This is a genomic window from Clostridium sp. 'deep sea' (assembly GCF_014931565.1).
In the GTDB taxonomy this organism is placed as follows: Bacteria; Bacillota; UBA994; order PWPR01; family PWPR01.
The window spans coordinates 1,362,528-1,385,822 of record NZ_CP063353.1; the positions used below are offsets into that span (position 1 = coordinate 1,362,528).

Genomic DNA, 23,295 nt, shown 5'->3' on the forward strand with positions numbered 1-23,295 from the left:
AACTTAATTTAGGGTATATAAAGTAAAGACTCTTTTATAAGGAGACATATTTATGAGCTATAAAAGTGAGTATCCAGTAGCACTATTTAATGGTACAGTTGCTACTACAAATGGCTTATACTCAATTGAGGATATAAGCATAACTGAAGCTAAAAAATATCTAAACCACAATGGATTTGAATCTGCTATTGGTCATTTAGCTACTGCAGAGCTTATGGCAGATGTGTTTAATAAAGATATAAAAATGAATAGAATTCAATATAAACAACAGATTGGTCAAGTGGCTATCGTTTTTAAGTTAAAGCAACGTCCACCAGAGGGAATTATTTTAAACAGAAAAGAAATTGAGGATATAGGTTTTAATTTTAAGATAATGAAAAGATTAAAATAGTAATATTAAGATAAGAGAGTTAAATCTATTAGTTTTAGGTTAACTCTCTTTTATTTTAAAGCTAGGGCTTTTAACTTATAATAGCTAAAAACAGCTACTAAGAAGCCCTAAGTTATACTAAACTAAAGAATTTTAAATGTAATATTTTTACTTATTTTGCTTAGACTTTTATTGTAAAAATATATTGGTATTTTTGACCAATTTGATTAGTTGCTGTGTGAAATGGTCAATGTTTAAAAAACTTTGTTATTATATTATTTAGTTAAATTCTCTATTTTAGCGTATGTCTTTAGGTAAAATAAATTTTCTCTCTTTTATAGCAAAAATACTAATTATAATGCTAAATTATTAACAAAGTAAAACTATCTCTTTAAGTTAAGTTTAACAATATAATTTAATATTTATGTTTAGATGTTGATAAATTGCTTTATTGTAAACACCCCAAACCCATATTTACAGTTAATATTTGTAATATGGTATCTGGTATTTGTCGGACAATTACAGTATGGTCTGAATAATTAACTTAATTGGGTCCAATAGTGTTTCTTAGGGATGATTTCAGAAATTTAAAGTGAGGGCTGTCGAACTAACTCAACAGTAAACATATAAAAGACTACAGATGAAGGTGCTGAGGAGTAAGAAATATCATATATTATTCTTCATTTCATTACGTATAACATATTGCTTTTCACTTTGTGACTTGTTGGTTTCTAAAACATAACATATATTTTTTATAAATAAAACTGCTACATTAGCTTCTTTTTATCCCTGCTAATGCAACAGCCCCTTTGCTTTTATTTATTGAGCTTTTTATTTATTAGGTGTTTTTTTAAAATTTGAAGAAGGGCAGTTAAAATTGAAGCTAAAATGACTGTAACAATAAGTTGCAACACCATTAAAATACTATTCTCTTTATATATATTTGGATATAGTAAGTTTGTAACAATTAGTGTCAAAACAATTGCAATAATTATTCGCATATAAGTTACATTACTTTTTTTTATAATTGGTTTGTTTAAAAACTTAATCATAGTTAACCTCTATCTCTTTAATTTTCTACTTTCTAAAAACCAGTCTATCACTTTTTAATCATACCATATTAGCAATCAAAATTTTAAAAAATATATAATATTACCCTATTACAATTATTTTTATTTGTTTCAGATAAATAGCTCTATATTTGTATTAGCAGAAAACATCCATTTTGCTAAGTGCAATGCCTTATACTCGCACAACTTTAATTATGGCTAGATATCTTATTTTGTGAGTGTCTATTTGTTAATTATTGTTATAAGGTAATAGTATAGTAGCAATAGCAGAGAAAACGTGAACTACTCATTGTACTTGAACAACTCACGTTTTCTTTGTTTATTATACAGTTAGTTATTCACTTCAGTTTATGCGTACAATAAAATCTATTTTCTCTTTTACTTATCTGATAATAATACAAAAGCCTTAGTTTTAATTCCTAAAGGGTCTAGATCAACAATTTTTGTTTTTACATTAAAAAACCTATTAATGTTTTTTTCTGTAAGAACATCACCTGTTTTTCCGTAGTCATATATACAATTACGACCAAGCAGCAAAGTATTGTCCGATACTTTTAAGGCATGTACAGGACTGTGGGTGTTCATAATGCATGATATTTTTTTATCATCTACCAGTTTTCTTATTCTTTGGATAATAAGCTCTTGATTTTTAAAATCCAGATGTGCTTCAGGCTCATCTAATATTATTAACTTGGGATCCCCTGCCAAAGCTCTAGCAATATAAACCAATTGAAGTTGACCACCACTCATTTTAGAACACTGTCTTGCTGCAAGATGCGTAATTCCCATATTATTAATACTTTGCAATGCTATTTCTTTATCTGTTTTTGAAGGTGTTGCAAAAAAACCCATATGTTTTGTTCTACCCATGCAGACCATATCAAGTGCAGTATAGGGGAATTTTACGGCATGTGCTTGAGGTACATAAGCTATATCTTTCTCTTTTGAGATACCTTCAATTTTTTTGCCGTTTATCGACACATACCCCGATTTCCATTTTAGTACTCCTGTTAGACAGTTTAGAAAAGTTGTTTTTCCAACTCCATTTTCACCCAAAACACATAAAAGTTTTCCCTCTTGTAAAGTTAAAGATAGATTTTGTAATATTGGTTTATTTTTTATATAGCTAAAACAACCATTGTTTACAGACAATCTCATATTTTTTCTCCTTCCCTTTTGAAAAAGACAAATACAAAGATTGGAGCACCAATAATTGCAGTTAATATACCTATAGGTATCTCAGCTGCTGTAGCACAACGAGCAATTAAATCTACAGTAACCATAAATAAGGAACCCAACACAATAGAAGCTGGTAACAGGTGTTTATTATTTGCAGTAACACATTCTCTACAGATATTTGGCATTATCATTCCTATCCATCCTATTATGCCTGATACAGTTACACAGGTAGCACTAATAATTGTACAGGCAATAATAATAATAATTCTATTTTTTTGTGGATTTATACCTAAGGTATAGGCCTCTTCATCTCCCATTGATAAAACATTGATTTTCCAGCGCATTAATACTAACACCAATAATCCAATACCTATAAATAATAAAGCAAAAACTACTTTATCATAACCAACATTTGCAAAACTACCCATCAGCCAATAGGTAATTGAAGGCAATACTGATTCTGTATCAGCAACTAGTTTTATTAATGAAATTAGGGCGCTGAAAAAAGAGGCTACAACTATTCCCGATAACACTAACGCCAAAGTTGATTGGTCCTTTTTTATTTTTGATATTGAGTATGTGATTAATACACTAACAATACCTCCCACAAAAGCCATAGGAGCTACCCCAAAGGGTAATGTAGAGCCCAAAAGCATAGCTAGTGCTACGCCAAATCCAGCTCCATTACTAACACCTAAAATATCAGGGCTCACCAATCTATTTTGAAATATGCCTTGAAAAGCAGCCCCAGAGGCTGCTAGTCCTGCACCTACTAAAATATTCAAAAATACTCTTGGTAGTCTTATATCCCAAACAACTTTATAGGCTGTTTTATTTGTAATTACCCCTGTCATTTTCTCATTAATTATTTTAATAACTTGCAAAGGTGAAAGTGAATATCTGCCTAAAAAAAGAGAAATAAAACTTACCAAAACTAATAATATGATACTTATAAAAATTATAGTTAATGCTCTTTTTTCTTCTCTAACAATCATTCTCTTTTTTTCCTTACCACATAACGTAAGCCGCTTTCATCTTTAAGAACAATCTCTAATTTTGCATTTTTTATTGCTTTTTTAACTGTTGAATCTGGTTTTAAAATATTAAGACCGTTTAAATGACTAGCTAACCAACCTAAAATGTAAGTTTTAGGTCCGGTAAATTCTTCATTAATGCCATGAGTGCTAATAAAAATATATCCATCATCTGTAAGGCTATCTTTAAGTTTTTTTATCATTACATCTATATCACCAACAAAATCTAATACTCCAGAAGCTATGATTAAATTATATTTACTGTTAAAAGAATCTTTAACAAAATTGCCTGATTGAGTTTTTACTCTATCTTCCATTTTATACTCTTTAATAATTTCAGTTGTTAATTCAATTACTTGGGGTTGATCAAAAATAACCGCTTTTGAGTTTGGAAAATTTCTGGCTATTTCAATAGACAGTAATCCTGAGCCACCGCCCATATCAAAAACACTAAATTCATCATTTACCTTAAACAATCGCTTTATAATTGAGATAAAGTTTTGTACTCTGCCTAAGTACATGGTGTTTCTTGCACCTTGTCCCATAGATCTAAAATCAAAAAAATCAGAGCCATTATCATCATTAAACTTTTTCTCTTTTGGACCATGTTTTACTAAAGAGACAAGGTCTCCGAGATTGGTCATATCTCTCCAGTATAAAATATGATCTCCTAAAAACATTTCACTATTAGAGTTAAGATAATAATTGGTTTCTGGCGTACTCGAATATTTACCATCCTTCTTTATTAAAAAATTCATTGAAGTTAATGCGTTAAGCATTAATTCTAGGTTTCTTTTGTGATATCCCGTTTGTAATTCTAGCTTATCTAAAGAAATGGGCGATTTTAAATATTTATATATATCCAAGTCAATACTAGCATACATTAATTCTGTTTCAAGTAGTTCGTATGATTTGCGTAAAAACATCTCAGCACTATATTGTGGCATTTTAATTGCACTTTTCAATATCATATCTCCTTATTTAATCTTTAAAATATATATATATTTATATCAATTATTAATAGTAAAGATAAATTAATTATCTATTCAAATAATATTTTATAAACAAGCAGGGAAGCAGCAATACATTTACCTGCCTGTTTATATAGGTTTTTACATCTTACTATAGATATACTTTTAGTATTTATTGCTATTTTTGAGGATTAAGTATTGACTTCATCAACTCATCTGTTAAATCAATATTGTACTGCCTTTTATAATACTGTTTCATATAATTATTAAAAAACTCTTCTTCAATCAAATCAGGATAGTTCTTCATAGTCATCCATATTAAAGTGAGTGGTGAATCAACATTAGGAGATCCCCAATTAAACATTCCTTCTGGCATATGGTATATTTGCTTATTTTCATATGCTTTTACACTATCCCAATCTTGTCCTTTGATTTCGTTTGCTAAATACTTATCTGCATCAGCACCAAGAAAATCATAAACTACCTCTGGATTCCATTCATATAATTGCTCCATAGAAATTTGAGCACCATCTTCTTTTAAATCTTTGGCAGCGTTTATAAGACCTGTTTTTACTAGCCAATCGTCACCATAATAGTTTCCACCTCTTACAGTAAACATTTCTTCACTATTGCTTCGTACCATTATTGCTAATTTTTTATCTTCATCTTTGATATTTTTTAAGGCCTCATTAACTATTTCATTTGCCTTATCCCATTCTTTTTGTAATGTATTTTGCTCTGTAATTTCAAAAACTTCTCTCATTAGGCTATCTATTTGAACTGACCAATCCTCATTTTTGGGATTTTTTATAAAAAAGTCTACTATCGGAATATCAATATTTTCTAAGCCTTTTTTCTGAAAATCCCCATAAACAAGTATTACATCTGGAGCCATTTTTAATATCTCTTCTGCATTTGAAGTAAAGCCCTTTAAAAAACTTGTATTTATTGATTTATAATTAGGAACAACAAGTTTTAGCAGTTCTTGATTTGCATCGCTTATACAGCGGGGATGTACACCAACGAGTTTTTCGGTATCTTTAACAACATTTGCATACGTTGCTAACAATGGTGGAGCTATTATAATAACTTTATTAAGTTCACTGGCAGCAGGCAATACTACTTCTTGCCCTGATAAATCAGTGATTGTTCTAGTATTGTTGTGCTCTGGTACACTAGCTCCTTTTTCATGGGCTACTTTATTACAACCCGCCAATGCCATACAAGAAATAAGAGCAATAATCATTACTATTAAGAGTTTTCTTTTCATTTTTCTCTCCTTAAATTTGTTTTGAGGAAATAAAAAAACTCCTGCCCAAGAGGCAAGAGTAAAAACGTGTACATTTAATAACACCGTTAATAAATGAACCTCCCACCGAAGTTTTTATTGAAATAAGAAAAGGCAGGTTTCCTGACTTACAGCTTAATTTACTCTCTTTCCTTCCCAGATTACTCCAGTGGTTACAAGATTTCATTGCTGCTTACAGTAGCGGGGGCTGCAATAGATTTACACTATTTTCCCTATTACCTCAATTACGAGCACCTTTTCTATGCCAAAGTTAGTATATGGCAATTACTCTCAATATTCAAGTACTATCATGTACTTTTTTGGTAATTTTTAACTACAAATCATAATAATTTAACATATTCGATAATAGTATTATTACTTTTTACCCTATACGTAAATAAAAAAATAGTGCAGCATAAGCCACACTAATTTTAATTAACTAATTACTCTCATGGTATTTAAATAAATTACTCATGTTATCTTTAAAATAATTATAAATATTTTTTACTGTTTCATCAATCTCGTCGTTATAACTAGCTGTAGGTGTTGCTTGCACATATGACTCAATATACTCATCTAAGTCAGTGTAAATTAACGAACTTATGTCATAACAGATGGATAATTTGTCTTCATATACTTTTAAATCTTCAAGTTCATTAAATGTATATAGATTTCCATAGATAAATACATAGTCATCATTAGAAGAAATATCTTCTTTATCATATGTCATAATATATAACAAGGGTAAAGCACTATAGCTGCCTGGATATTTTTTTTGAGGAACCATCGCTGACACAACCAACGCAGATTCCTCCATTGTTGCTATCAATTTTCTACCTGCATCCCTACAGAAATAATTCATTCCAATAAGTTCTTTTTGTTCATCTTGTGAAAGATTTTTATCAAAAATAACATCATCCTCTTCTTGTAAATATAACTTACCACTTGAAGATGATACTATGGGCTTTTCAATGTTTTTAAAGATTTTTTCGTAAGTGTTTACATACTCTTTAGTTATCTCTAACTCAGGTGTTTCTACCTCATTACTCTCAAAATAATATTGCAGTTCTTTATTAATATTTTTTATTATGTCGCTATCAACCACCATTGGTCCAGGATGATTTTTGTCACTGACAATTGTTTTAGAAAATTTCACAGTGCATTGCCAATCATGACCAAAAATAAATCTATTATTGGTAAGGATTAAATAGTAGGCATCATCTGTTAGGGGTTGTTCAAGTTTCTCTATATTATAGACATTAGAAATATCAATTTTCATTTTTGTAGATGATTTAGGATCTACTTTAGTATTAGTCACTAATATTTTACCATCATAATCTCGTTCTACCTCTTTACCAGTACTATAAAGCATTAATTTAAGATTTTTCTCTAAAGCTAGCGTTTTTTCAGAAAGATTATCTATATTTACAGTAATAATTCCATTACCTTTATATTCGCTACTTAACCTTAACTCATCACCATCGAGTGGTGAAAAAATACTTGCAGCAAAAACTGCGGTAGTTATTGATAATACAAGTATACAGGTTATAATTGAGGCATATTTAAGTTTCATAAAAACAGGTTTTACATGGTGTTTTTTTTCCTTATTCATGAGAATAAGTGTTTTTTTCTTCAGCTCTTCTGGTGCTGTAATTTTTGATATTAGTTTATTATATTTTTCAAAATTCATAGTTATTAATCTCCTTTTGCAATTTGTTTTTTCAAGATATTTCTTGCTTTATATAATCTAGATTTAATTGTTCCAGGTCTTGATTTTAGTATTAAAGCAATTTCATCAATTTTATATCCCTCATAATAATGCAGGTATACAACACTTTTAAACTTAGGTTTTAGGGCTAATACCAAATAATAAACATCATCAACCTCAGTATTATTATTAGTAAAACTGTTTAAATCAGTTTCAGTTATGTTATTTCTCCAAAACGAGCTAAGGTGATTTTTACATTTATTTATTGTTGTTCTTATTAGCCAATACTTCACATGTTTCTCACTTTTTAATGAGCTGATATGACGAATAAGCTGTAAAAACACTTCTTGGTATATATCGTCAGCATCATTTTTATTTCCAACTTGAGATATGGCTATCCGGTAAACCATATCTGAATAATTCTCTATAATTTCATTACATGACAAATCTATTTTCGTCATCTCCTTTATATGTATTTGAAAGTCTTTCACTAACAATACAATCTAAACCCGCATTTGGTTCATTTTTTTATATATAATTTAATACGTATTTTATCTACATAATTATAAAATCCGAATCACTCACCAGCAATATACATTGGTAAATGATTCGGATTATCTTTGTGGTGCCGAAGATGGGACTCGAACCCACACGAGCCTACGCTCACTGCGCCCTGAACACAGCGTGTCTGCCAATTTCACCACTTCGGCATATAAATTTATGTAAATAATTATATTACGCTTTTCAAAATTTTTCAATGAAAATATTAATATTAAATAAAGTGAACTTAATGATTTAAGATATTGTTAGTAATATCTTATAATTAGGAGTATAATTATGATATAAATGATTAAAAATAAGGTGATTTTATGGAAAATGAGATTGTATTTGAATGTAGAGAGCTAGCTATGGCAGATCTAACTAGCGATTTATTAAAAAATTTTGATCGGTTTCAAGTAACCACTAGGGCTTGGTATAAAACTAATGATATTCATATAATTAATGACATAAGCTTTACCGATGATTGGGATAATAAAAAAAAATCAAAAATAGTTAGAGAGTTAAAAAAATGTATTGAACATGGTGGCTTTGTTATTGGGGCGTACAGCAACAATACTTTAGCAGGATTTGCAGCGGTTGAGGGTGTTTTTTTTGGTGAAAAGAATACTTATATAGAGTTAAGCTTCCTGCATACCACTAAGGATTTACGAGGATATGGAATAGGCTCTGAGTTATTTAATTTATGCTGTGTTAAAGCAAAATTTATGGGAGCAAACAAACTATATATAGGGGCACATCCATCAGTAAAAAGTCAAAAATTTTATAAAAGACATGGCTGTGTATATGCTACTGAAATAAACAAAAAAATATTAAAAAAAGAACCTTTAGATATTCAATTAGAAAAAACGCTATAAAAAATAACGGGAGCATACCAATAATTATTTTATAATTTATTGACTGCTCCTTTTTGTTTTTATATAAAACTCTTTAAATAATTTTAACGCCCATACAAACTAGTGTAAACTTCGTAAGACCTTAATACTTTTCTTACAAAGTGGCGGGTTTCATCATACGGTATTTCATTGGCTGTTGATATAGAACCATTCCAAATTCCTTCATTGATCCACTCTTTCACCCTACCCATACCTGAATTATAAGCAGCCAAAGCCATTGCAGTATTGTTATTATATTTGTTTAAGAGATGTTTTATATAGAAAGTTCCTAGTTTTATATTAGTATTTGGATCATATAAATCTTCGTTTTTTGCTATTTTTAATTCTACTTTATCTGCCACCCATTTAGCGGTATTAGGCATTAGTTGCATAAGCCCTATCGCTCCACTTTTAGATAATGCTCTAGGTACAAAATTACTCTCTGTTCTTATTATAGAGGCAATAAAATATGGATCAAGTCCAGTCTCTGTTGCATGCTGCCAAATAATATCTTTATACGGTATAGGGTATAGAACTTTCCAAAAAAATTGTGATGTAACTAATACTGCTATTATTACAAGCAGTATTATCAATGCTAATGCTATTCTAATTTTTGAGTAAAAAGTTTTTATCAAGATTTTTCTCCATTTTTAGTTAATTCATTAAGTCTAATTTCAACCTGTAAAAGCAATTTTGAAATAGTACTACTATTATCTAATACTATGTCTGCATGCTGTTTTTTAAAGTCTATGGGCATTTGAGCGTTAATTCTTGCTTTTGCCTCAGCCTTGCTATAATTATTACGCTGCATAAGCCTTGTTAACTGCTGATCAAAAGCGCAATACACTACCCATATTTCGTCAACCAAGTACTCAAGCTTAGCCTCAAACAATAAAGGTATGTCTATAACTACTATCTGTTCACTATTATATGATAGAAGTAGCTCATTTACGTCTCTAAGTACCTGTTTATGAATAATTTGCTCTAACGCTTTTCTTTTTTGTTTGTCATTAAATACAATACTTCCTAATTTGCCTCTATTTATTTCTTTATTTTGTTGTAAAATATCTGTACCAAAATAAGCTACTACTTGGTAGTAAGCTGGTTTGTTTAAAGCTACGGCTTGTTTTGCTAGTATATCACAATCAATTATTGCTATTTTTTTTTGCTTGAGAAAATTTACAACTGTTGATTTACCAGTTGCTATTCCACCAGTTAAACCTATTTTAATCATTGCTTTTCCTCTAGTTATATCTCTCTTGACATATCTCACAAAAATGAGTACTTCTGCCCGCGACTTTTATTCTATCTATAGGATGTCCACAGGTTAAACATAGTTCATTTTTTCGACCATACACTTGTAACAAAAATTGAAAACTACCTGTTTTGCCAAACCCATCAACATAGTCATTTAGAGTTGTTCCTCTATGCTCTATTCCATCATTTAATACATCTTTGATGGATTGATGCAAAGCTCTTCTTTTTTGCTCTGGTATTTTACCTGCTGTACTTAAGGGGTGTATACTGGCTCTAAATAAGGCTTCATCAGTATAAATGTTACCTAATCCTGCTATCATGTGTTGATCGAGTAAAAGAGCTTTAATATTTCGTTTTCTTTGTTTATTGAGGATTTCATTAAAGCACTCAAATGTAAACTGCTCAGCTAAAGGTTCTGGGCCAAGTCGATGCCAACCTGAGCTTTTGCTTACTTCATCTTCATCTCCAATGTAAAGCATGCCAAACTTTCTTACGTCTACAAATCTAAGTTGTTTACCATTGTCTAAATCTATAATAAAATGATTATGCTTTTTAAGCTCTGTTTCGGGGTCTTCAAATCTTAGTTGACCAGTCATGCGTAGGTGTACTAATAGCCTTAAATCTTTATCGAGGTGAAACATTAAATATTTTCCACGGCGATTAATTGACTCAAATATTCTATCTTGTAATAATTCACTAAAAAGATGTGCCTCTGCATTTTTTAGTAATTTAGCATGAGTGAGTTTTGCTGATTTTATTTTTTTACCTTTTAATAAAGGCAATAATGATCTTCTGATCGTTTCTACTTCTGGTAATTCTGGCATTTATATTCCTCCATTTGATACCAATTAACGCCAACCTTAACATCTACTTTAATTGGCACACTTAACTGCATTGCATTTTTCATAGTTTTTTCTAAAAGATCTGCTATCTCCGGTAACTCTTCTTTTGTAACCTCTAATATTAATTCATCATGTACTTGTAGTAACATTCTACTTTTATATTTGCCTTTTAATAATGCGTGCTGTAACCTAACCATAGCTAGTTTTATTAAGTCAGCAGCACTACCTTGAATAGGAGTATTTGTTGCAATACGCTCAGCAAACGATCGCTGATGATAATTACGACTATTAATATTAGGTAAATACCTTCTTCTGTTTAAAATGGTTTCTACATAGCCATTGCTTTTTGCATCTACTACTGTTTGATCTAAATAAGCTCTTACTGCTTTATATCTTTCGAAATAGTTATTTATATACACTGCAGCTTCTTTACGTGATACCTTAATATCTCTTGCCAAACCATAGTCGCTCATACCATATACAATGCCAAAATTTACTGCCTTAGCTCTAGCACGCATTTCTCTATCTACTTTATCTGTAGTTACATTAAATACTTCGGATGCAGTACGAGTATGAATATCCTCATTCTTAGTAAAGGAATCCGTTAAAATAGGGTCTCCTGACATATGGGCAAGTATTCTTAGCTCAATTTGAGAGTAATCGGCTGCTAATAAAAAATCATAATCAGTGCTTGGAACAAAAGCTCTTCTTATTCTACGACCTTCTTCTAATCTTATAGGAATATTTTGAAGATTTGGTTCTGTACTGCTTAATCTACCTGTTGCTGTAACAGTTTGATTAAAGGTAGTATGAATTTTTCCTTGTTCAGTAATTAAGGTAATTAAACCATCTACATAAGTTGATTTTAACTTAGCTAATTGACGATAATGGATTATTAAAGCTGGTAGCTCATGCTCTAAAGCTAATGTTTCAAGCACCTCTTGTGAGGTAGAGTACCCAGTTTTTGTTTTTTTAATAACGGGTAAGCCTAGTTTATCAAATAATATTAATCCCAATTGTTTGGGTGAGTTAATATTAAACTCTTCTCCAGCTAAATCATATATTTTGGTTGTTAGCTGATTTATGCGTATATTAAGTTCGGTAGCCATATCTTTTAATACATTACTGTCTACTGAAATTCCATTCTCTTCTACTTGAGCTAAAACAGTTGCTAAAGGTAACTCCACCTCACAGTATAGCTCGTTTAAAAATAATTCTTCAATTTTTTTACTCATTACCATGTACAAGTCAGGTATATAACTTACTGCTTGTAATAGCGATTGGTTTAATGCCTGAATACTTATATTTTTCTCTGGTAAGTACTTTGAAATTAAGAGTGGTAAACTGTATTTGGCAGAGGTTGGGTCAAGTACGTAGCCAGCTAACTCTGTATCAAAAATAATACCCTTAATTTCAATATTTACTTTATTAAAATAATGTACAGCTTGCTTTAATCCATGGGTGACTTTTTTAATATTTACATTAGTTAACACATCAACCCACTGTTTTGACTGCCAAATATCAGTATTGAACTGGTATAATTTATTGTTATCAATTACATAAAGTTGGTCGGTATCAGGGTTTAGAAAAAAGCTTAAACAATTTATATTATTTAAGAGCTCAATTTCATTTTCTTTATTAACAATTATAACTTGCAACTCTTTTAAGTCTTCTATTTTTTCATTAAGTTGCTCATTTTGGTTTAAGTCTTGCAGAAATTTATTAAACTCTAGTTTTGTATATAATTTATAAAGTTCATTTGTATTAACTTCGTTCACCTCAATGTCTAACCATTCAAAATCCACAGGAGCTTTTCTGTCAATTTTAGCTAATTTATAACTCATAAAGGCCAACTCTTTATTATCGGCTAGTTTTTTAGGTAATGCCTTGCCTTTAACTTTATCTATATTGTTGTAAACCTCTTCTATGTTGTGATATTCAGTTATTAGTTTTAAAGCAGTTTTTTCACCCACACCAGGTACCCCTGGTATGTTATCTGACTTATCTCCCATTAACGCCTTTACATCTATTAACTGCTGAGGCGTTATACCATATTTAGTTTTAATAGCATTAAGGTTCATTTCGTCAATATCGCTTATGCCTTTTTTGGTATAGTATACAGCTGTGTTTTTGTCTACCAACTGGTATAAATCTCGATCACCAGTAATAATAATTGTTTGAATATCTCCTTTTTGCTCAGCCACCTTCGAAATAGTACCAATTATATCGTCTGCTTCATAACCCTCTAGTTTAATTTGTTTAATGTTATGGGCATCTAGTAATTGCTCAATGTATTCAATTTGCTCATGTAACTCATCTGGCATTTTGCCACGTGTTCCTTTGTAATCTGCAAAAATTTCGTTTCTAAACGTTGTTTTACTTTTATCAAAAGCTACAATAATATAATCTGGCTGTATATCTTTATATATTTTTTTGAGCATACTTGTAAATCCATAGCTTGCATTTGTAAATATGCCAGATGCTGTTTGCATAGATAAAGGCAAAGCATAAAAGGCTCTAAATGCTAAGCTGTGTCCATCAATTAATACTAATTTTTTCATATATATTTACCCCCATCTTCTTAGGAAAAGTTTTAAATATCAAAAAAGCCACCTTAACAGGCAGCTTTAAGAAATTGACAAAATCAATAAATACCAGTGTCGATTAAAATATAATATATAAGTAGCATTACAATTAACTATTGCTGATTATAATCTTATTACACTCGACTTTTAAGCTACCGTTTGGTAACTTTAATTATAGCATGTGCTCTTACTGAATAGCAAAAGATACAGATACTCTAGCTGTTAATTCTACATCGCCAGCCTCTATTGGAGTAGATACATCATTGGCAACGCTTTTTACCATTTCTACATTATAGTCAACAGTTCTATACCAGTTACCACCAATACTATTTTCATTAATTGAAATGACCACACCGCGTGTAGCACCAGCTGCTTTTACTAATACATCAGCTTTTTCAGTAGCATTTTTTACTGCCATCTCTAAAAGTTGCATTTTAATTTCATCTTGGTCAGCAACTGTAAATCTAGGAGAGCTAACTCTAGTAGCACCAGCTTTTACAGCTATATCAAGTAAGTTGCCTACATCTTTAATATCTTTTGTTTCAAATTTTATATTGTTTGTTACTCTATATCCATCGTTTACGCGTTTGTTATCTTCCCAATGGCTAATTGGATATAAACCATATCCGTTTGTTGAAATTGTATCTTCATCAATACCAGCATCTTTTAAAGCTTTTATAACCTTATTCATTGCTAAGGCATTTTTAGATGATGCTAACTGAGCAGATTTATTCTCTGTTTCAACAGCAACAGATAAAATTGCTAAGTTAGGCTCTATTTTTAACTCAGCTTCACCAGTAACTGATACTTGACGTTCGTATCTATTTTCAGCAGCTGAAGTAGTTGGTGTATTAAAACTAAAAACAGTTACTAATACTGCACACATAGCGATTGTAGCAATTAAAACACTAGTTTTTTTCATTATTGTAGACCTCCAAATAGTTTAAGCTTTTTTTGGGCGCGAGTACCAAAGCAAAATTAAAGAAAACATAATCCCACTAACAGAAATTGCTATCCTGTCTTTTGGTATTTTTTCATACCAATTATTCACTATTTCTTTTGTATTAGCTGAGCTTGAACAGATTTTTGCTGTATCCACACCATTATAGTTAGTTTTAGTTTTTATAATTTCTTTTGATGGTGTAAAAATAGCTTTTGAACTCTTTAATCTGTTGTCTCCGTTGTCTTTAGGAAGCATATCTTCATTAATAGCTTTTTCTATATCTTGATTCCTTGGGGCTGTAAGTTCTGATTGTTGCTTAATTTCTCTATCTTTGGCTGGATTAACTGCTTTACTGTTAATATCACCACCATTGTTAGAGTCCACTTTTGGACCACTCTCATCTATTATAGTGTAAGTGGTTGGTGGCTCACTTTTTGCATCACTTAAAATAGAAAACGTACTCGGTTCATTATTATTTACACTTTCAATAAAGTTCATAGGTGCTGCGTCAGAGGTATTATTTGCTGCAAATAACGGCTGTAAACCCGTGGCTATTGAAACTGTAAACAAGATAAGTGCTGCAACAGCACGCTTCCACTGCCAACCAATCTGCTTAGCCTTAGTAGTTTCACTTTTGACAATTGACTGCATAACATTCTTACGTATTCTCTCAGGCGGATCCACTTCTGGGATATCGTTGAATGTTATTTGTACTTCTTGAATATAATGCAGTAATGAACTACACTCTGAACACTGCGCAAGGTGAATAGAGACTTGATTATACTCTTCTTCACTGAGTTCTTTATCTAAATATGATGTAAGTAATTCTTGTACTTTATCACAAGTCATCTCTATCCCTCCTTTACTTGGTCTGACGCAATAGGGGTGGCAAAAGTTCCCCACTATTTTTAAGAATTTTTGAAACTTTGATTCTCGCGCGATTTAATCGGGACTTTACTGTGCCTTCAGCTATATTTAATTGGTCTCCAATTTCTTTGTAACTAAAACCTTTTATGTCTCTTAAAACTATTATATCTCTGTGAGCTGGTTCTAGTGAAGCAATTGCCTCTACAATAGCTTTTCTCAACTCATCTCTTGTAACTGAATCAGCTGGGTTGCTACTAACATCGGTATCTGGAATGTCAATATCTCTTCTATTATCATCATTATCAGTATGTATTGAAACGATAGTTACTTTTTTCCTTTTTCTCAAAAAATCATAGCTTACATTAGTAACTATTCTACATACCCATGTACTAAATTTTGAATCATTTCTAAAGGTTTTTAATGATTTATAGGCCCTAATAAATGCCTCTTGAGTTGCATCTGCTGCATCCTCATAATTTCCTAAAATGCGTAAAGATAAATTAAAAACTTTTTTTTCGTATCGTTTCATTAAAATATCGTAAGCTTCATTGTCTCCATTTAATACTTGCTTAATTAAAAAACTATCTTCTTGCATGCTACCCTCCCCCTTCTACCATCTCTAACATAAAGGTTAATATTGTTTAAATTATCGTAAAGTTTTATTAAAATATATAATATAAGTTTGCTGGTGGTAGAATATAGCCTATTAAATCTATTTTTAAATACTAAAATTAATATAAGTACTTATTCAAACTAGTTAAAAATCATAACACAGTCGTTAATTTGTAATCAATCTCTATTATATAATAATTTTTGCCATTTTATTAGCATAGTTTAATTTTTTAATACTCTTTTTTACTCTGCTAACCTTAATTTTTATTAAGCTTATAAATTCATTACGAAAATTAATCTTAATAATGTTATTTTATAACAATAAAGCTATAATATGTTGCATTATTTAGGTATAAACTACTTCATATATCAATGTAGCATATCTGGTCATTATCAAAGTATTGTCATTTTGGTCTTAAACATGTTACAATTGTCGTATTATCGTCGCATTATAAAAAGGAGATTTTTAATGTTAACAAGTAAACAACGAGCTTATTTACGCTCATTAGCTCATCATTTAGAGCCTAAATTATATATTGGAAAAAACTTTATTAATGACAATCTAATTAAACAAGCCGATGATTATTTAACTAAAAACGAATTAATGAAGTGTTCAGTTCAACAAAATATTGAAGCTGATACTAAAGAAATTGCACTTGAATTAGCCAATTCTGTAAACGCTGAAATAGCTCAAGTAATTGGTAGAAAGTTTGTTATTTTTAGAAGAAATAATGAAGATCCAATAATCAACTTGCCTAGTAAGTAATGTTTATTATTAACAATCCATAATCTATATGATTTTGGATTGTTTGTTTATTGTTACTTTTTCTTCTTAAAGTGTGTAATATTCAACTAATAGAGTAGCTTATATGTTTTTTTCAAGGTCAAAATAGCTTATATTTATGTAATACTTTAATTACTCTTTATTTTACCACAAATACAATAAAAAAAAGCAAAATTAATTGCTACTAATTCTGCTTTTTTATTTTACTTAACTTATATTGCTTTCTCTAAGCTTTTATACTGAACTAGGTTTAAATCATAATACATGCCTTTTTTACTCATTAATGACTCATGGGTTCCTGACTCTGCTATTAAACCATTTTCAATAACCATAATTAAATCTGCATTTCTAATAGTAGATAATCTGTGAGCTATAACAAACGATGTTCTGCCTATTAGTACTTTTTGTATGGCATCCTGTATTAACTTCTCAGTTTTAGTATCAATACTCGAGGTTGCCTCATCTAAAATAATTATACGGGGATCAGCCAGAATCGCTCTAGCAAAACTAACTAACTGTCGTTGTCCAACACTTAAACGAGACCCTCGTTCATGCACCTCAGTTTCATATCCTTTATCAAATTCTATAATAAATTCATGGGCATTGGCTAATTTTGCGGCCTCAATTATCTCTTCCTCGGTAGCATTAGGCTTTCCATATGCAATATTATCTTTTATTGTGCCTGAAAAAATCAAGGGATCTTGTAATACAATACTCATTTGATATCTCAGGGAGTTCATTGTTACATTTTTTATGTCTAACCCATCTATTAAAATACTGCCATCTAAAATATCATAAAACCTTGGGATTAAATTAATTATGGTGCTTTTTCCTGCACCCGTAGCTCCAACTAGGGCTATCGTTTGTCCCTGTTTTACCTTAAAACTAACCCCCTTTAAGACCTCAATATTAGCATCGTAACCAAACTTAACATTTTTAAATTCAACATCACCTTTTATTTTTGGCATATTTTGTGCTGTTATTTTATTTTTAATTTCAGGTTCTTGGTCAAGTATGGAAAATACTCTCTCAGCTGAAGCCATAGCAACTAATAAAACATTATAAAAATTACTTAAATTTCTAATAGGTTCCCAAAACCATTTTACATAAGAAATAAATGCTACCAAAACCCCTGGTGATATATCTGCTTTAAAAATAAATGTTGCACCTGCTATATAAATAATACAAGAACCAATAGCACTACAAATCTCTACCGCAGGTCTTAATAAAAGGCTTGTTCTGGTGGCCTTAATTTGAGCAGAGGTATAATCGTTATTAACTTCATCAAAAGATGAAGAACTACTATCTTCTTGAGTAAAAGCCTGTATAGTCCTCATACCACTTATTGATTCTTGTAAAAAAGCATTCATACTAGATCTTTTGCTGCGGGCAACTCGCCAATTATCTCTAACATGGCTTCGTAGTTTAAAGCCAATATAAAAGAGCAGTGGTAGTATTACAAAAGTATACAAAGCCAGTTGCCAATGCATGTATAACATTATACCCATAATCATCGCGAGCGTTATAATATCATTTATAAACTGAACTATGCCAGATGTTAAAAGCTCATTTAGGTTTTCAACATCAGATGTTAATCGAGTCATTAGTTTTCCAGCTGGTCTGCTATCATAAAATCTTAATGATAACTTCTGAATATGATTAAATAACTCTTGACGAATATTATAAATAACTGATTGACCCGTTTTATTAAGTAGCTTGGTTCTAAAGTGAGCGCCTACAGCTAAGAGCACTCTTAAAGCTAAAAATGTGATGCCCAACATATTTAAGTATTGAAGATTTTTTTGAGGTAAAGCCTTGTCTATTACCTCTTTTATTAAGATAGGTCCAGACATCTCCACTAAAGAAACCCCCACCATAATAACAAGGGTTATTATGAGATATTTTATAAATGGTTTTAGGTATTTAACAAGGCGTTTAAAATTATCTAAATCAAACTCTTGTTTATAAACATCTCTTTTATCAAAATCTCTCATCTTACTCTGCCCCCTCTTTTATAAAGTTGGCTAATATTTCTCGCTCTTTAAACTGGTCTCTAAAAATTGAGTTGTAATAACCATTTTCAGTAAGTAAATCATTATGAGTACCTTGCTCAATAATTTCACCCTGTTTAAACACATAAATCATATCTGCATCTTTAATAGATGATATTCTGTGGGCTATTATAAATGTTGTTTTGTTATGTAATACCTTAGCTATATCACGTTGAATGGCAAACTCTGTTTCCATATCTACACTTGATGTAGCGTCATCAAGTATTAAAATATTTGGCTTACGAACCAAAGAACGGGCTATTGCAATGCGTTGTTTTTGTCCACCCGATAAACCTATTCCACGCTCTCCTACTAAGGTATCATAGCCATTTTCCATTGCCATTATAAAGTCATGCGCTTGAGCAATTTTTGCTGCCTCTACAATGTCTTCATCACTTGCATTACAGTTGCCAAAAGCAATATTTTCTTTAATTGAAGCCGAAAACAAAAATATATCTTGATTTACAATGCCTATTTGCTGACGTAAGCTGTTGATATTTAATTCTTTTACATTAATGCCATCAATAGTAATTGAACCCTCATTTACATCATAAAATCGGCAAATTAAGCTAACTAAAGAGGACTTTCCGCTACCAGTTTCACCTAAGATACCAATAGTTTGGCCAGCATTAACGTGAATGTTTATGTTACTTAATACATAGTTTTCATCATAACTAAAGCTAACATTGTTAAAAGAAATACTCTCTTTAACAGCTTTTAAATTGTGAGCATTATGACTATTTATAATGTTTGGGCTTACATCTAAAATTTCAAAAACACGTTGCGCAGCTGCATCTGCTCTTTCGAAAAAGTTTATTAATAAAGCTAACCTTCTTATAGGCCAAATTAATGAAAATATGTATGAATAACATTGCACTAACTCGCCTGGAGTTAGATTGTCTATAATAACCTGATAACCACCATACCAAATTATTACAACTGTACTTAAACCACCAAAAAAATGGATAATAGGTATGTATTTTGCTCTTATATTTACTGCAAATAGTCTTTTTATAAAGTTTCCTTTATTATCTTTATCAAATTTCGTTTTTTCTATTTCCTGATTATTAAAGGCTTTAACTACTCTTACTCCTGTTACATTCTCTTGAATTGTAGTAGACATATCTGCCATTTGTTCTCTTATTTTAGTATACGCAGGTCTTATTTTGGAGGCAAAACTAGTGGTTGTTAAAAATAAAAAGGGCATAGATGCCAAAGAAACTAATGTAAGTTGCCAGTTTAATCTCAGTAATAGAAAAAAAACAACTACAAATGTTAATATAGCATCATAAAATTCTAATAAACCTTCACCTAAAAGGTGTTTTACAGATCTTACATCACCGCTTATTCGGGACATGAGCTCTCCAGTTCTGGCTTTATCATAATACTCGTAGGGTAACCCCATTAGATGATTAAAAAGGTCTTTTCTAATGTCTGCTATAGAATTCATAGCTACCTTTTCGGACAAAACCCCTTGAACATATCTAAAAATTCCCCTAAACACTGCAATAAAAATTAGGGCAGTTGCAATTTTAGGAATTAAGCTAGCATCTTTACCATACACAACTTTATCTATGAATATTTGGGTTAGTTTTGGTCTCATTAAACCCAATAAAGTTAATAATGTTAAAGATATAACTGATAATATAAACATGCCTAAGTAAGGGCGAAAATACATTAGCACCCTTTTAATTGTTTTCATATTATTAACCTCTCCATATTATTTATATCTTTTTATGTTGTATTTATCTCTACAGTCTTTAACAGTTATTACAGTCCTCTTCATAAAAATCAACTAAGTTATTATACATTTGTTTAAAAAACCTTTTTATTAAAGCAATTTCAACATCACTAAAGTCTGCAAATGTTTCATTTTCTAACTGCTTTACACGCACTTCAATTTCCTCTTTAACATCTCTACCACAGTCGGTTAAATAAATTCGTGTAACCCTTAAATCAGCTGTATCTTGTTTACGAAAAACAAAACCTGCCTTTTCCATTCGCTGAATCATGCGAGTAATGGTAGCTGGCTGAAAATGTAGTGCTTCGGCTATTTCTTTTTGCTTTAAACCATCATTATCCCACAATAAAGCTAAAATACGAGGCTGACCATGATGTAAACCTAGCTCTCTTAACAATGTTGTAGATCTATATCGGTATAAATGAACAACGTAAACAAACAGCTCATCTAAACTTGTAGGTGCCTCATTTAAATTAAACCCCATACCATCACTCCTTAAATAACTTAGTCGTCTACTATTTTACTGTTAGTGGAAAACTATGTCAATAGAGTATGCTTCGCACAGGGGTGGGCTTGTTCCTTTGGAACTTGCGTGGTGGGTATCCTCTAGGAATACGGGGTGGACTCACTAAAGCTCGTGGGGTGGATTTGCTTTGCAAATGGTAGACAGACATCGCTTAGCTTACGTGAGTAGTATTAAAGTGAGCATATAACCCGCGAACCAAAGGTGAGCCCAAACCGTGCAGAGCAAAAGCTCAAACCCATCCCGAATATGACATGTCATATTCCCACCCCACGATGTTCAAAGAACGAGTCCTCACCAAAAAAAAAGATTTGCTGTTAAGCAAATCTCTTTTTTTTAGTAAACTTGTTTTCCACCTACATAGGTCGCTGTAACCTTAGTATTCTTAATATCTTGTGAATTTATTGTTACTATATCTTTATTTAATGTTATAAAATCTGCTAGCAGGCCTTTTTTAATCTCACCTTTATGTTTTTCTGCTTTTTCAGCATAAGCTGAACCTTTGGTGAATAGTTCTATTGCTTCCAGTGGTGTTAGTTTTTCTTCTGGTCTCCAGCCGTTTTCGGGCATGTTATTTATATCTTGTCTGGTTACGGCGGCAGCTATTCCTAAAATAGGATTACAGGGTTCTACTGGTGAGTCTGAGCCACCGGCTGTCACTATACCCATCTCTCGCATAGTTTTCCATGGGTATGTTTGACTTGCTCTAGCTTTTCCTAATCGTTGTTCTACAAAGTGCATATCTGTAGGAACAAAGATTGGTTGTATATCACAAACAACTGCAAGCTGCTTCATTTGTTCTAAAATATGTGGGTTTGTAATTTGAGCATGAATGATACGTGGACGCGCATCTTCTACTGGGCTTTCTGTTAGTATTATTTTATAAGCATTAAGTAGTTTTTGAATAGCTAAATCTCCTATGGCATGCGCTGCTAGTTGTAAACCATAACTATGGGCGCGTTTAAACGTTTCGTTTATTTCTTCTTGGCTCATGGTAGACATACCACTAGTTGTATAATCATCACTATATGGGGCATGCATTAAAGCTGTTCTGCCGCCTAAAGAACCATCTGTCATTAGTTTTAAAGGTCCGTATGTGACAGTATGTTCAGGAAAATTATAGTTCTTTTTAATTTCCATATATGAGTCTATTTCTGCTGGTTTACCCAATAACACCTGATGATTAACTCTAATAGGTAAACTACCCTCGGCTTGAACCTCTTGATAAGCCTGCAATATTGTATCCATGGCATGAATAGAGCTTAAATCATTGCTCTGGACTGAAGTTAATCCTAAACTAGCGGCTAAATTAGCACCTTTAATAATACACCTCTTGTAATCTTCTTTACCAGCTTTAGGAATTAAATGAGCCACTATTCCACAGGCATTTTCTCTTAAAATCCCTGTAGGAACACCGTTTTCATCTAAATCGATATGACCTCCATTAGGCTGCTGAATTTTACCTTTCATTAAACCAGCCATTTCTAAAGCGCAGGTATTTGCCACAGAGATATGTCCACAAGCTCTACGTAAATATACAGGTTTATAACTACAAACTTTATCTAAATCATGTCTACTAGGCATTTTACGGTCAGCAAAATAGGCCTGATTCCAACCTCTACCTAAAATCCAATCTAAATCTTGATTATTATTTATAAACTCTATACACTTTTTTACTAACTCTTCACGTGAGGTTGTACTAGCTAAATTCACTTGCTCAAGTGATCTGCCAACACCCATTAAATGAATATGACTATCGTTTAAGCCAGGTAAAACTGTAACACCCTGTAAGTCGATTACTTCAGTTGATTTAGTTTTATATTTTAATATTTCCTCAGTACTGCCAACAGCTAAAAATCTATTATTTTCAACAACAAAGGCCTCTGCACGCGGTTTGTTTTTATCCACGGTATACACATTACCATTAATAAAGAGTTTTTGCATTTTAACCCCTCCATTTTGTACTCTTTTGTATGCTTTAGCTATGAGCCATGCAAAAGGTTTATTTAAATACGCAACTGAAATATTCACTTTACT

At 31.4% G+C, this 23,295-nt stretch carries 21 protein-coding genes, 1 tRNA gene and 1 riboswitch; of the genes, 3 read left to right on the forward strand and 19 right to left on the reverse strand.

What is annotated here, in order from left to right:
• Positions 1-52 precede the first annotated feature (52 nt).
• Positions 53-391, forward strand: a complete 339-nt coding sequence (locus IMX26_RS06385; RefSeq protein ID WP_195160843.1) for a YddF family protein — start codon at positions 53-55, stop codon at positions 389-391.
• Between the two features lie 794 nt (positions 392-1,185).
• On the opposite strand, the gene IMX26_RS06390 is transcribed toward IMX26_RS06385, so the two are convergent.
• The 8 genes from IMX26_RS06390 to IMX26_RS06425 all read right to left on the reverse strand — a co-directional run bounded on the left by IMX26_RS06390 (position 1,186) and on the right by IMX26_RS06425 (position 8,330).
• On the reverse strand, positions 1,186-1,422 hold the full coding sequence (locus IMX26_RS06390; protein ID WP_195160844.1) for a hypothetical protein: 237 nt from the start codon (positions 1,420-1,422) through the stop codon (positions 1,186-1,188).
• A 396-nt stretch (positions 1,423-1,818) separates the two neighbouring features.
• Positions 1,819-2,598 carry an ABC transporter ATP-binding protein gene (locus tag IMX26_RS06395; RefSeq protein WP_195160845.1) on the reverse strand — a complete coding sequence of 260 codons (780 nt, stop codon included), beginning with the start codon at positions 2,596-2,598 and terminating at the stop codon, positions 1,819-1,821.
• A complete protein-coding gene (locus IMX26_RS06400) occupies positions 2,595-3,614 on the reverse strand; it encodes an iron ABC transporter permease (protein WP_195160846.1) in 1,020 nt (339 codons plus the stop codon). The genes IMX26_RS06395 and IMX26_RS06400 overlap by 4 nt, the downstream gene beginning before the upstream one ends.
• A complete protein-coding gene (locus IMX26_RS06405; protein WP_195160847.1) occupies positions 3,611-4,618 on the reverse strand; it encodes a class I SAM-dependent methyltransferase in 1,008 nt (335 codons plus the stop codon). Before IMX26_RS06405 ends, IMX26_RS06400 begins: the two co-directional genes overlap by 4 nt.
• A 184-nt stretch (positions 4,619-4,802) precedes the next feature.
• On the reverse strand, positions 4,803-5,894 hold the full coding sequence (locus IMX26_RS06410) for an ABC transporter substrate-binding protein (protein WP_195160848.1): 1,092 nt from the start codon (positions 5,892-5,894) through the stop codon (positions 4,803-4,805).
• Between the two features lie 113 nt (positions 5,895-6,007).
• Positions 6,008-6,186, reverse strand: a riboswitch (cobalamin riboswitch).
• A gap of 165 nt (positions 6,187-6,351) precedes the next feature.
• Positions 6,352-7,602, reverse strand: coding sequence for a hypothetical protein (locus IMX26_RS06415; RefSeq protein WP_195160849.1), 1,251 nt, complete (start codon positions 7,600-7,602; stop codon positions 6,352-6,354).
• Between the two features lie 5 nt (positions 7,603-7,607).
• Positions 7,608-8,081, reverse strand: a complete 474-nt coding sequence (locus IMX26_RS06420) for an RNA polymerase sigma factor (RefSeq protein ID WP_195160850.1) — start codon at positions 8,079-8,081, stop codon at positions 7,608-7,610.
• Between the two features lie 162 nt (positions 8,082-8,243).
• Positions 8,244-8,330, reverse strand: a tRNA-Leu gene (locus tag IMX26_RS06425).
• Positions 8,331-8,489: 159 nt separating this feature from the next.
• On the opposite strand from IMX26_RS06425, the gene IMX26_RS06430 reads away from it, so the two are divergent.
• Positions 8,490-9,035 carry a GNAT family N-acetyltransferase gene (locus IMX26_RS06430; RefSeq protein WP_195160851.1) on the forward strand — a complete coding sequence of 182 codons (546 nt, stop codon included), beginning with the start codon at positions 8,490-8,492 and terminating at the stop codon, positions 9,033-9,035.
• A gap of 83 nt (positions 9,036-9,118) precedes the next feature.
• On the opposite strand, the gene IMX26_RS06435 is transcribed toward IMX26_RS06430, so the two are convergent.
• The 7 genes from IMX26_RS06435 to IMX26_RS06465 all read right to left on the reverse strand — a co-directional run bounded on the left by IMX26_RS06435 (position 9,119) and on the right by IMX26_RS06465 (position 16,142).
• Positions 9,119-9,688 (reverse strand): lytic transglycosylase domain-containing protein, encoded by a 570-nt coding sequence (locus tag IMX26_RS06435; protein WP_195160852.1) that lies wholly within the window; start codon positions 9,686-9,688, stop codon positions 9,119-9,121.
• Complete coding sequence (gene coaE, locus IMX26_RS06440) at positions 9,685-10,287, reverse strand: dephospho-CoA kinase (RefSeq protein ID WP_195160853.1); 603 nt, start codon at positions 10,285-10,287, stop codon at positions 9,685-9,687. The genes IMX26_RS06435 and coaE overlap by 4 nt, the downstream gene beginning before the upstream one ends.
• 10 nt (positions 10,288-10,297) lie before the next feature.
• Complete coding sequence (gene mutM, locus IMX26_RS06445) at positions 10,298-11,134, reverse strand: DNA-formamidopyrimidine glycosylase (protein ID WP_195160854.1); 837 nt, start codon at positions 11,132-11,134, stop codon at positions 10,298-10,300.
• The gene (gene polA / locus IMX26_RS06450) at positions 11,113-13,713 is read right to left on the reverse strand and encodes a DNA polymerase I (protein WP_195160855.1); all 2,601 of its coding nucleotides are present in this window, start codon (positions 13,711-13,713) and stop codon (positions 11,113-11,115) included. Before polA ends, mutM begins: the two co-directional genes overlap by 22 nt.
• A 211-nt stretch (positions 13,714-13,924) precedes the next feature.
• The gene (locus IMX26_RS06455; RefSeq protein ID WP_195160856.1) at positions 13,925-14,659 is read right to left on the reverse strand and encodes an SIMPL domain-containing protein; all 735 of its coding nucleotides are present in this window, start codon (positions 14,657-14,659) and stop codon (positions 13,925-13,927) included.
• Between the two features lie 21 nt (positions 14,660-14,680).
• On the reverse strand, positions 14,681-15,529 hold the full coding sequence (locus IMX26_RS06460) for a zf-HC2 domain-containing protein (protein ID WP_195160857.1): 849 nt from the start codon (positions 15,527-15,529) through the stop codon (positions 14,681-14,683).
• Positions 15,530-15,542: 13 nt separating this feature from the next.
• On the reverse strand, positions 15,543-16,142 hold the full coding sequence (locus tag IMX26_RS06465) for an RNA polymerase sigma factor (RefSeq protein ID WP_195160858.1): 600 nt from the start codon (positions 16,140-16,142) through the stop codon (positions 15,543-15,545).
• 486 nt (positions 16,143-16,628) lie between these two features.
• Here IMX26_RS06465 and yhbY point away from each other — a divergent pair, with 486 nt between their 5' ends.
• Positions 16,629-16,925 (forward strand): ribosome assembly RNA-binding protein YhbY, encoded by a 297-nt coding sequence (gene yhbY / locus IMX26_RS06470; RefSeq protein ID WP_195160859.1) that lies wholly within the window; start codon positions 16,629-16,631, stop codon positions 16,923-16,925.
• Between the two features lie 230 nt (positions 16,926-17,155).
• Here the strand turns inward: yhbY and IMX26_RS06475 are convergent, their stop codons facing one another.
• The 4 genes from IMX26_RS06475 to IMX26_RS06490 form a co-directional block, all read right to left on the reverse strand.
• Positions 17,156-18,937 carry an ABC transporter ATP-binding protein gene (locus tag IMX26_RS06475; RefSeq protein WP_195160860.1) on the reverse strand — a complete coding sequence of 594 codons (1,782 nt, stop codon included), beginning with the start codon at positions 18,935-18,937 and terminating at the stop codon, positions 17,156-17,158.
• Position 18,938: 1 nt separating this feature from the next.
• The gene (locus IMX26_RS06480) at positions 18,939-20,696 is read right to left on the reverse strand and encodes an ABC transporter ATP-binding protein (RefSeq protein WP_195160861.1); all 1,758 of its coding nucleotides are present in this window, start codon (positions 20,694-20,696) and stop codon (positions 18,939-18,941) included.
• 58 nt (positions 20,697-20,754) lie between these two features.
• Entirely contained in the window at positions 20,755-21,219 is a 465-nt protein-coding gene (locus IMX26_RS06485; RefSeq protein ID WP_195160862.1) for a MarR family transcriptional regulator, read from the reverse strand.
• A 375-nt stretch (positions 21,220-21,594) separates the two neighbouring features.
• Positions 21,595-23,202: an amidohydrolase gene (locus tag IMX26_RS06490; RefSeq protein ID WP_195160863.1), complete on the reverse strand. Its 1,608-nt coding sequence runs from the start codon at positions 23,200-23,202 to the stop codon at positions 21,595-21,597.
• Positions 23,203-23,295: the final 93 nt, after the last annotated feature.

What these genes read in the sequence shown, in the direction of transcription:
- IMX26_RS06385 (WP_195160843.1), top strand. Translation starts at nt 53, where the DNA reads ATGAGCTATAAAAGTGAGTATCCAGTAGCACTATTTAATGGTACAGTT.
- IMX26_RS06390 (WP_195160844.1), bottom strand. Translation starts at nt 1,422, where the DNA reads ATGATTAAGTTTTTAAACAAACCAATTATAAAAAAAAGTAATGTAACT.
- IMX26_RS06395 (WP_195160845.1), bottom strand. Translation starts at nt 2,598, where the DNA reads ATGAGATTGTCTGTAAACAATGGTTGTTTTAGCTATATAAAAAATAAA.
- IMX26_RS06400 (WP_195160846.1), bottom strand. Translation starts at nt 3,614, where the DNA reads ATGATTGTTAGAGAAGAAAAAAGAGCATTAACTATAATTTTTATAAGT.
- IMX26_RS06410 (WP_195160848.1), bottom strand. Translation starts at nt 5,894, where the DNA reads ATGAAAAGAAAACTCTTAATAGTAATGATTATTGCTCTTATTTCTTGT.
- IMX26_RS06415 (WP_195160849.1), bottom strand. Translation starts at nt 7,602, where the DNA reads ATGAATTTTGAAAAATATAATAAACTAATATCAAAAATTACAGCACCA.
- IMX26_RS06420 (WP_195160850.1), bottom strand. Translation starts at nt 8,081, where the DNA reads ATGACGAAAATAGATTTGTCATGTAATGAAATTATAGAGAATTATTCA.
- IMX26_RS06430 (WP_195160851.1), top strand. Translation starts at nt 8,490, where the DNA reads ATGGAAAATGAGATTGTATTTGAATGTAGAGAGCTAGCTATGGCAGAT.
- coaE (WP_195160853.1), bottom strand. Translation starts at nt 10,287, where the DNA reads ATGATTAAAATAGGTTTAACTGGTGGAATAGCAACTGGTAAATCAACA.
- mutM (WP_195160854.1), bottom strand. Translation starts at nt 11,134, where the DNA reads ATGCCAGAATTACCAGAAGTAGAAACGATCAGAAGATCATTATTGCCT.
- polA (WP_195160855.1), bottom strand. Translation starts at nt 13,713, where the DNA reads ATGAAAAAATTAGTATTAATTGATGGACACAGCTTAGCATTTAGAGCC.
- IMX26_RS06455 (WP_195160856.1), bottom strand. Translation starts at nt 14,659, where the DNA reads ATGAAAAAAACTAGTGTTTTAATTGCTACAATCGCTATGTGTGCAGTA.
- IMX26_RS06460 (WP_195160857.1), bottom strand. Translation starts at nt 15,529, where the DNA reads ATGACTTGTGATAAAGTACAAGAATTACTTACATCATATTTAGATAAA.
- IMX26_RS06465 (WP_195160858.1), bottom strand. Translation starts at nt 16,142, where the DNA reads ATGCAAGAAGATAGTTTTTTAATTAAGCAAGTATTAAATGGAGACAAT.
- yhbY (WP_195160859.1), top strand. Translation starts at nt 16,629, where the DNA reads ATGTTAACAAGTAAACAACGAGCTTATTTACGCTCATTAGCTCATCAT.
- IMX26_RS06475 (WP_195160860.1), bottom strand. Translation starts at nt 18,937, where the DNA reads ATGAGAGATTTTGATAAAAGAGATGTTTATAAACAAGAGTTTGATTTA.
- IMX26_RS06480 (WP_195160861.1), bottom strand. Translation starts at nt 20,696, where the DNA reads ATGAAAACAATTAAAAGGGTGCTAATGTATTTTCGCCCTTACTTAGGC.
- IMX26_RS06485 (WP_195160862.1), bottom strand. Translation starts at nt 21,219, where the DNA reads ATGGGGTTTAATTTAAATGAGGCACCTACAAGTTTAGATGAGCTGTTT.
- IMX26_RS06490 (WP_195160863.1), bottom strand. Translation starts at nt 23,202, where the DNA reads ATGCAAAAACTCTTTATTAATGGTAATGTGTATACCGTGGATAAAAAC.